This is a genomic window from Pseudomonas sp. AGC41, from assembly GCF_057334555.1.
The window spans coordinates 12,768-20,992 of record NZ_JBHFJB010000030.1 but is presented as its reverse complement, the minus strand read 5'-3'; the positions used below and the strand labels follow the sequence as shown (position 1 = coordinate 20,992).

The window sequence follows — 8,225 nt, the reverse complement described above, 5'->3', positions numbered from 1 at the left end:
CCGCAAACAGCGCCACCGGCGCGGCCTGGGTCATGCTCCAACCCAGGCCCAACACCAACGCCGGCACGGCCAGAATACCGCCGCCCGCCCCCGTCAGGCCAAGGACCAGCCCCATGATCACACCAAAAAAACTTGCCAATAACATAACCGTCTCTCAAGCCGCGCACGCCTGTTGTCAGGTGTGATCGCATTTGCAGGACCCGGTGGCCCTCACTTAAGCTGCGGACCATATGTTGTAAGTCCCGAGCGTTGCAACCCGCTATTGCTAGATGGGTATGTGGCGCGCGAGCTTGCTCCCGCGGGGCTGCGTAGCAGCACCTTTCATGAGTTATTTCCGCACAGGTTCGTTGTCATGCCCGCGCAGATCCAAAGCTTCCTCGATCCCGCCTCCAAGACGTATACCCATGTGGTTTATGAACACGATGGCGGGTTCTGTGCGGTGGTCGACCCGGTCCTCGACTACGACCCGGCGTCAGGCCGCAGTGGCACGGAGCAGGCCGACCGGGTGATCGCTTTCGTGGCTGAACGTCAGTTGACGGTGCAATGGCTGCTGGAAACCCACGCCCACGCCGATCACTTGTCCGCCGCGCCTTATCTGCGGGGCAAACTGGGCGGCAAGATCGCCATCGGCGAATCCATCCATCAGGTACAGAGGGTCTTCAAGGCACTGTTCAACCTCGAAGCGCAATTTGCGGTGGATGGTTCACAGTTCGATCACCTGTTCGCGGCCGACGAATCTTTTTTTATCGGCAACCTCAAGGCCACCGCGCTGCACGTGCCCGGCCACACCCCGGCGGACATGGCCTACCTGATCGATGGCGACGTGATATTGGTCGGCGACACGCTGTTCATGCCCGACGTGGGCACCGCGCGTTGCGACTTCCCTGGCGGCAATGCCCATCAGCTCTACGCTTCGATCCGCAAGCTGCTGGCCTTCCCCGCCGGCGTTCGACTCTACGTTTGCCACGATTACCCGCCGGAGGGCCGCGAGCCCCAATGCATGAGCACCGTGGGCGAACAGCGCCAGCACAACATCCATGTTCGCGACGGCATCGACGAGACCGCGTTCGTGGCCATGCGCACCCAGCGCGACAAGACCCTGGGCATGCCGACGCTGTTGCTGCCAGCGATCCAGGTGAACGTGCGGGCGGGCCATTTGCCGCCGGCGGAGGGTAATGGCGTGACTTATCTGAAGATTCCGATCAATCAGCTTTAGCAGGTTGGGGCTGCTGCGCAGCCCAGCGGGAGCAAGCTCCCTCGCCACAGAGGTAGGTCTGCTTGCTGATGTTGGATGTGATGGCCCCTTCGCGAGCAGGCTCGCTCCCACAGGGATCGGGGTGATCAGGTACCCAGCGTCAACCCGTTGGCCGGCAGCGGCAGCGCGGTCTTGTAGCGCACCTGCTTGAGGGCAAAGCTTGAGCGGATGTTCGCTACCCCGGGGACCTTGGTCAGGAAATCCATCATGAACCGCTCCAGCGACTGGATGGTCGGCACCAGCACGCGAATCAGGTAATCCGGGTCGCCCGCCATCAGGTAGCACTCCATTACTTCCGGCCGGTCGGAGATCGCCTCCTCGAAGTGCTGCAATGCCTCTTCCACCTGCTTTTCCAGGCTGACATGGATAAACACGTTGACATGCAGGCCCAGCAGGTCGGCGTCCAGCAGGGTGACCTGCTCGCGAATCACTCCCAGCTCCTCCATCGCCCGAACCCGATTGAAGCAAGGCGTCGGCGACAGGTTGACCGAACGGGCAAGGTCGGCATTGGTGATGCGGGCGTTTTCCTGAAGGCTGTTGAGAATGCCGATGTCGGTGCGATCCAATTTGCGCATGAGACAAAATTTCCTGTTTCTTATCGTTGTGCAGATTTTTTATCTGCAAATCATCTAAACAGCAAGCCAACAGAGAAAAAAATTCTTCTACGTCGAGCCTATGATTGTTGTAGGACAATTTCCCGCCTACCCAGGGACATTCGTCAGCTAGCGCGCCCACTACAAGAAATTCACAAGATCGAGCGTAGAAAGCCATGAACCCAGCGTACGAACCGCTACGCCTGCACGTCCCCGAACCTTCGGGCCGTCCCGGCTGCAAGACCGACTTCTCCTACCTGCATCTGACCGATGCCGGCACGGTGCGCAAACCTCCCATCGACGTCGAACCCGCCGACACCGCCGACCTGGCGCGCAGCCTGATCCGCGTGCTTGATGACCAGGGCAACGCCTTGGGCGAGTGGGCCGAGAACATCCCTGTCGATATCCTGCGCAAGGGCATGCGCGCCATGCTCAAGACACGCATCTACGACAACCGCATGGTCGTCGCCCAGCGCCAGAAAAAGATGTCGTTCTACATGCAGAGCCTTGGCGAGGAAGCCATCGGCAGCGCCCAGGCCCTGGCCCTGAACATCGACGACATGTGCTTCCCGACCTACCGCCAGCAAAGCATCCTCATGGCCCGCGACGTGCCGCTGGTGGACCTGATCTGCCAACTGCTGTCCAACGAGCGCGATCCGCTCAAGGGCCGGCAGTTGCCGATCATGTATTCGGTCAAGGACGCCGGTTTCTTCACCATTTCCGGTAACCTCGCCACCCAGTTCATCCAAGGCGTGGGCTGGGGCATGGCCTCGGCGATCAAGGGCGACACCAAGATCGCCTCGGCCTGGATCGGCGACGGCGCCACCGCCGAATCGGACTTCCACACCGCCCTCACCTTCGCCCACGTCTACCGCGCCCCGGTGATCCTCAACGTGGTCAATAACCAGTGGGCGATTTCCACGTTCCAGGCGATTGCCGGCGGTGAAGCCACTACTTTCGCCGGGCGCGGCGTTGGCTGCGGCATCGCCTCGTTGCGGGTCGATGGCAACGATTTCATCGCCGTCTACGCCGCGTCGCGCTGGGCCGCCGAACGCGCTCGCCGCAACCTCGGTCCGGCTCTGATCGAATGGGTCACCTACCGCGCCGGCCCGCACTCCACATCTGACGATCCGTCGAAATACCGCCCGGCCGACGACTGGAGTCACTTCCCGTTGGGCGACCCGATTGCGCGCCTCAAGCAGCACCTGGTGAAGATCGGCCAGTGGTCCGAAGAGGAGCACGCCGCCGTCACCGCCGAGCTTGAAGCCGAAGTGATCGCCGCGCAGAAAGAAGCCGAGCAGTACGGCACCCTCGCCGGTGGGCAGATTCCGAGCGCCGCGACCATGTTCGAGGACGTCTACAAAGAGATGCCGGAGCACTTGAAGCGCCAGCGTCAGCAGTTGGGGATCTGACATGAACGATCACAACAACAATATTGCGTTGGACACCGCCATGACCACTACCACCATGACCATGATCCAGGCGCTGCGCTCGGCCATGGACGTGATGCTCGAGCGCGACGACAACGTCGTGGTGTTCGGCCAGGACGTAGGTTACTTCGGTGGCGTGTTCCGCTGCACCGAAGGCCTGCAGAACAAGTACGGCACCTCGCGGGTGTTCGACGCACCGATTTCCGAAAGCGGCATCGTCGGCGTGGCCGTGGGCATGGGCGCCTATGGGCTGCGGCCGGTGGCCGAGATCCAGTTCGCCGACTATGTCTACCCGGCTTCGGACCAGATCATTTCCGAGGCCGCGCGCCTGCGCTATCGCTCGGCCGGCGAGTTCACCGCACCGATGACCCTGCGCATGCCCTGCGGCGGCGGCATTTATGGCGGCCAGACCCACAGCCAGAGCATCGAGGCGATGTTCACCCAGGTCTGCGGACTGCGCACCGTCATGCCGTCCAACCCCTACGACGCCAAGGGCCTGCTGATCGCTTCCATCGAAAACGATGACCCGGTGATCTTCCTCGAACCCAAGCGCCTGTATAACGGCCCGTTCGACGGCCACCATGACCGCCCGGTAACGCCCTGGTCCAAGCATCCGCAGGCGCAAGTGCCGGACGGTTACTACACGGTGCCGTTGGACGTCGCCGCCATCACCCGTCCGGGCAAGGACGTGACGGTGCTCACCTACGGCACCACGGTCTACGTCTCCCAGGTAGCAGCCGAGGAGACAGGCATCGACGCCGAAGTCATTGACCTGCGCAGCCTGTGGCCGCTGGACCTGGACACCATCGTCAAATCGGTGAAGAAGACCGGCCGCTGCGTGGTGGTCCACGAAGCCACCCGCACCTGCGGTTTCGGCGCCGAACTGGTGTCACTGGTGCAAGAACACTGCTTCCACTACCTGGAAGCGCCCATCGAGCGTGTCACCGGTTGGGACACCCCCTACCCGCACGCGCAGGAGTGGGCGTATTTCCCAGGGCCGTCCCGTGTGGGCGCGGCATTGAAACGGGTCATGGAGGTCTGAATGGGCACGCACGTTATCAAGATGCCGGACATCGGCGAAGGCATCGCCGAAGTTGAATTGTCGGTGTGGCACGTCAAGGTTGGCGACATGGTGGTCGAGGATCAGGTGTTGGCCGACGTGATGACTGACAAGGCGATGGTGGATATTCCTTCGCCGGTGCATGGCCGGGTCATTGCCCTTGGCGGTGAACCGGGTGAAGTCATGGCGGTGGGCAGTGAGCTGATCCGCATTGAAGTGGAAGGCGCCGGCAACCTGAAGGAATCGGCGCAATCGGCGGCACCGGTGGCCAAGCCTGAGCCCGTCGCGAAGCCTGAACAGGCATCGAAACCAGAACCCGTGGCGGAAAAACCGCTCGCCGCGCCGCGCCCGGTCCAAGCGGCGCAGGCACCGGTGGCCCGGGATCCCGACGAGCGTCCGCTGGCCTCGCCGGCCGTGCGCAAACACGCGTTGGACCTGGGCATCCAGCTGCGCCTGGTCCAGGGCAGCGGCCCCGCCGGGCGGATTCTGCACGAAGACCTGGAGGCTTATCTGGCCCAGGGCCCATCGTCCCAGGCCAAGGGCGGCTCGGGTTATGCCGAACGTCACGACGAGCAGCAAATCCCGGTGATCGGCATGCGCCGCAAGATCGCCCAGCGCATGCAGGAAGCCACCCAGCGCGCCGCCCATTTCAGCTACGTCGAGGAAATCGATGTCACCGCCCTGGAAGAGCTGCGTTTTCACCTGAATGAAAAACACGGTGCCAGTCGCGGCAAGCTGACGTTGCTGCCGTTCTTGGTCCGCGCCCTGGTCGTGGCGCTGCGGGATTTCCCGCAGATGAACGCCCGTTACGACGATGAAGCCCAGGTCATTCAGCGCTCCGGCGCCGTACATGTCGGTGTTGCCACCCAGAGCGATGTCGGCCTGATGGTCCCAGTGGTGCGTCACGCCGAGGCGCGCAGCCTGTGGGACAGCGCGGCGGAAATCTCGCGCCTGGCGACAGCGGCCCGCAACGGCAAGGCCAGTCGCGACGAACTGTCGGGCTCGACCATTACTTTGACCAGCCTCGGCGCGTTGGGCGGCATCGTCAGCACGCCGGTGCTGAACCTGCCGGAAGTTGCGATCGTCGGCGTCAATAAAATCGTCGAACGGCCCGTGGTGATCAAGGGCCAGATCGTGATCCGCAAGATGATGAACCTCTCCAGTTCCTTCGATCACCGGGTGGTCGACGGCATGGACGCGGCGCAATTCATCCAGGCGCTGCGTGGCCTGCTCGAACAACCCGCCACTATGTTTGTGGACTAATCATCAATGGAGCAGGCCATGCAGACTCTGAACACCAAGCTGCTGATCATCGGCGGCGGTCCTGGCGGTTACGTGGCGGCGATCCGTGCCGGCCAACTGGGCATCGAAACCATCCTGGTGGAAGGCCAAGCGTTGGGCGGGACGTGCCTGAACATCGGCTGCATTCCGTCCAAGGCGTTGATCCATGTGGCCGAGCAGTTCCACCAGACCCGCCATCACAGCCAGGGCTCGGCCTTGGGCATCACCGTGGCGGCGCCGAGCCTGGACATTGGCAAGAGTGTGGAATGGAAGGATGGCATCGTCGATCGCCTGACCACCGGCGTCGCGACGTTGCTGAAAAAAAACAAGGTCCAGGTCATTCACGGCTGGGCCAAAGTGATCGATGGCAAGACCGTTGAAGTCGCTGACACCCGCATCCAGTGCGAACACCTGCTGCTGGCCACCGGCTCGAAAAGTGTCGAGCTGCCGATGCTGCCGATTGGCGGGCCGATCATCTCGTCCACCGAAGCTCTCGCGCCCACCTCGGTGCCCAAGCATCTGGTGGTGGTCGGCGGCGGCTACATCGGTCTGGAGCTGGGCATCGCCTATCGCAAGCTCGGCGCCGAAGTCAGCGTGGTCGAGGCCCAGGAGCGGATCCTGCCGGCCTACGACGGCGAGCTGACGCAACCGGTGCACGAGGCGCTCAAGCAACTGGGCGTCAAGCTGTACCTCAAGCACAGCGTCGAAGGCTTCGATGCCCAGGCCAGCACCTTGCAAGTGCGCGATCCCAACGGCGACACGCTGAACCTGGAGACCGACCGCGTGCTGGTGGCGGTCGGACGCAAGCCCAACACCCAGGGTTGGAACCTCGAAGCGCTGGACCTGGCGATGAACGGCTCGGCGCTGAAAATCGACAACCGCTGCCAGACCAGCATGCACAATGTCTGGGCCATCGGTGACCTCAGCGGCGAACCGATGCTCGCCCACCGGGCCATGGCCCAGGGCGAAATGGTCGCCGAGCTGATCGCCGGCCAGCATCGGGAATTCAACCCGACGGCCATCGCGGCAGTGTGCTTCACCGATCCGGAGGTGGTCGTGGTCGGCACGACGCCGGACGAGGCCAAGGCCGCCGGGGTCGATTGCATCGTGTCGAGCTTCCCGTTCGCGGCCAACGGCCGGGCCATGACCCTGGAATCGAAAAGCGGTTTCGTCCGGGTCGTGGCGCGCCGGGACAATCACCTGATTATCGGCTGGCAGGCGGTCGGCGTCGGCGTGTCGGAGCTGTCCACGGCATTTGGCCAATCCCTGGAAATGGGCGCGCGGCTGGAAGACATCGCCGGCACCATCCACGCCCACCCGACGCTGGGCGAGGCCGTGCAGGAAGCGGCATTGCGGGCATTGGGGCATGCGTTGCATTGTTAACGGCAGTTATCCCCGTGGCGAGGGAGTCGGCAGGAAATATCTCCTGCTCCTCATCGAGCAAGCTGCGAAACACCCCCGGAATGAAGTATTGTGGTCCCCATTAAAAAACGTCAGAAGCCTTGAACCGTTTCGACGGTTGTCAGGAAATAGAGGGTGTCATGGGTAACGAGAGCATCAATTGGGACAAACTGGGCTTTGACTACATCAAGACCGACAAGCGCTACCTGTCGCACTGGCGCGACGGCGCCTGGGACGCGGGCACCCTGACCGACGACAATGTGCTGCACATCAGCGAGGGTTCCACTGCCCTGCACTACGGCCAGCAATGCTTCGAGGGCCTCAAGGCCTATCGTTGCAAGGACGGTTCGATCAACCTGTTCCGCCCGGACCAGAACGCCGCCCGCATGCAACGCAGCTGCGCCCGCCTGCTGATGCCACATGTCGACACCGAGCAGTTCGTCGAAGCCTGCAAGCAAGTGGTCCGCGCCAACGAGCGCTTCATCCCGCCGTATGGCACCGGCGGTGCGCTGTACCTGCGCCCGTTCGTGATCGGCGTGGGTGACAACATCGGCGTGCGCACCGCGCCCGAGTTTATCTTCTCGATCTTCTGCATCCCGGTCGGCGCTTATTTCAAGGGCGGCCTGACCCCGCACAACTTCCTGATCTCCAGCTTCGACCGCGCGGCCCCACAAGGCACCGGCGCGGCCAAGGTCGGTGGCAACTACGCCGCCAGCCTGATGCCCGGTTCCCAGGCCAAGAAGGCCAGTTTCGCCGACTGCATCTACCTGGATCCGCTGACCCATTCGAAAATCGAGGAAGTCGGCTCGGCCAACTTCTTCGGCATCACCCACGACGACAAATTCATCACCCCCAATTCCCCTTCGGTCTTGCCGGGCATCACCCGCCTGTCGCTGATCGAACTGGCGAAATCGCGCCTGGGCCTGGAAGTGATCGAAGGCGACGTGTTCATCGACAAGCTGGCGGATTTCAAGGAAGCCGGCGCCTGCGGTACCGCTGCGGTGATCACGCCGATTGGCGGCATCAGCTACAAAGACAGGCTGCACGTGTTCCACAGCGAAACCGAAGTCGGCCCGATCACCCAGAAGCTCTACAAAGAGCTGACCGGCGTGCAGACTGGCGACGTTGAAGCGCCGGCGGGCTGGATCGTCAAGGTTTGATCTAGGCCCCCAGATAACACTGGTCGGCTTTTGTGGGGGGGGGGG

The 8,225-nt window shown here is 62.8% G+C and carries 7 protein-coding genes and 1 pseudogene; 6 read left to right on the top strand and 2 right to left on the bottom strand.

The annotated features are described in order from the left end of the window. Nucleotides 1–145, bottom strand: a pseudogene (locus ACE04F_RS05790) (sulfite exporter TauE/SafE family protein); the annotation flags it as partial. A 207-nt stretch (nt 146–352) separates the two neighbouring features. Here ACE04F_RS05790 and ACE04F_RS05785 point away from each other — a divergent pair. Continuing rightward, the gene (locus ACE04F_RS05785; RefSeq protein ID WP_486105386.1) at nt 353–1,216 is read left to right on the top strand and encodes an MBL fold metallo-hydrolase; all 864 of its coding nucleotides are present in this window, start codon (nt 353–355) and stop codon (nt 1,214–1,216) included. Between the two features lie 125 nt (nt 1,217–1,341). Here ACE04F_RS05785 and bkdR read toward each other — a convergent pair whose 3' ends face one another. Beyond that, nucleotides 1,342–1,830 (bottom strand): Bkd operon transcriptional regulator BkdR, encoded by a 489-nt coding sequence (gene bkdR / locus ACE04F_RS05780; protein WP_003202929.1) that lies wholly within the window; start codon nt 1,828–1,830, stop codon nt 1,342–1,344. Between the two features lie 194 nt (nt 1,831–2,024). Between bkdR and ACE04F_RS05775 the strand changes: the two genes are divergently transcribed. The 5 genes from ACE04F_RS05775 (at nt 2,025) to ACE04F_RS05755 (ending at nt 8,180) form a co-directional block, all read left to right on the top strand. Further along, nucleotides 2,025–3,260: a thiamine pyrophosphate-dependent enzyme gene (locus tag ACE04F_RS05775; RefSeq protein ID WP_486105385.1), complete on the top strand. Its 1,236-nt coding sequence runs from the start codon at nt 2,025–2,027 to the stop codon at nt 3,258–3,260. A gap of 1 nt (nt 3,261) precedes the next feature. Next, entirely contained in the window at nt 3,262–4,320 is a 1,059-nt protein-coding gene (locus ACE04F_RS05770; RefSeq protein WP_486105384.1) for an alpha-ketoacid dehydrogenase subunit beta, read from the top strand. After that, on the top strand, nt 4,321–5,601 hold the full coding sequence (locus ACE04F_RS05765; protein WP_486105383.1) for a dihydrolipoamide acetyltransferase family protein: 1,281 nt from the start codon (nt 4,321–4,323) through the stop codon (nt 5,599–5,601). It begins immediately after the preceding gene. A gap of 18 nt (nt 5,602–5,619) precedes the next feature. Then, nucleotides 5,620–7,002, top strand: coding sequence for a dihydrolipoyl dehydrogenase (lpdA, locus tag ACE04F_RS05760; protein WP_486105382.1), 1,383 nt, complete (start codon nt 5,620–5,622; stop codon nt 7,000–7,002). Nucleotides 7,003–7,160: 158 nt separating this feature from the next. Further along, on the top strand, nt 7,161–8,180 hold the full coding sequence (locus ACE04F_RS05755; RefSeq protein WP_486105381.1) for a branched-chain amino acid aminotransferase: 1,020 nt from the start codon (nt 7,161–7,163) through the stop codon (nt 8,178–8,180). Nucleotides 8,181–8,225: the final 45 nt, after the last annotated feature.

Excerpts from the sequence above, each read along its gene's own strand:
- ACE04F_RS05785 (WP_486105386.1), top strand. The coding sequence starts at position 353 with ATGCCCGCGCAGATCCAAAGCTTCCTCGATCCCGCCTCCAAGACGTAT.
- bkdR (WP_003202929.1), bottom strand. The coding sequence starts at position 1,830 with ATGCGCAAATTGGATCGCACCGACATCGGCATTCTCAACAGCCTTCAG.
- ACE04F_RS05775 (WP_486105385.1), top strand. The coding sequence starts at position 2,025 with ATGAACCCAGCGTACGAACCGCTACGCCTGCACGTCCCCGAACCTTCG.
- ACE04F_RS05770 (WP_486105384.1), top strand. The coding sequence starts at position 3,262 with ATGAACGATCACAACAACAATATTGCGTTGGACACCGCCATGACCACT.
- ACE04F_RS05765 (WP_486105383.1), top strand. The coding sequence starts at position 4,321 with ATGGGCACGCACGTTATCAAGATGCCGGACATCGGCGAAGGCATCGCC.
- lpdA (WP_486105382.1), top strand. The coding sequence starts at position 5,620 with ATGCAGACTCTGAACACCAAGCTGCTGATCATCGGCGGCGGTCCTGGC.
- ACE04F_RS05755 (WP_486105381.1), top strand. The coding sequence starts at position 7,161 with ATGGGTAACGAGAGCATCAATTGGGACAAACTGGGCTTTGACTACATC.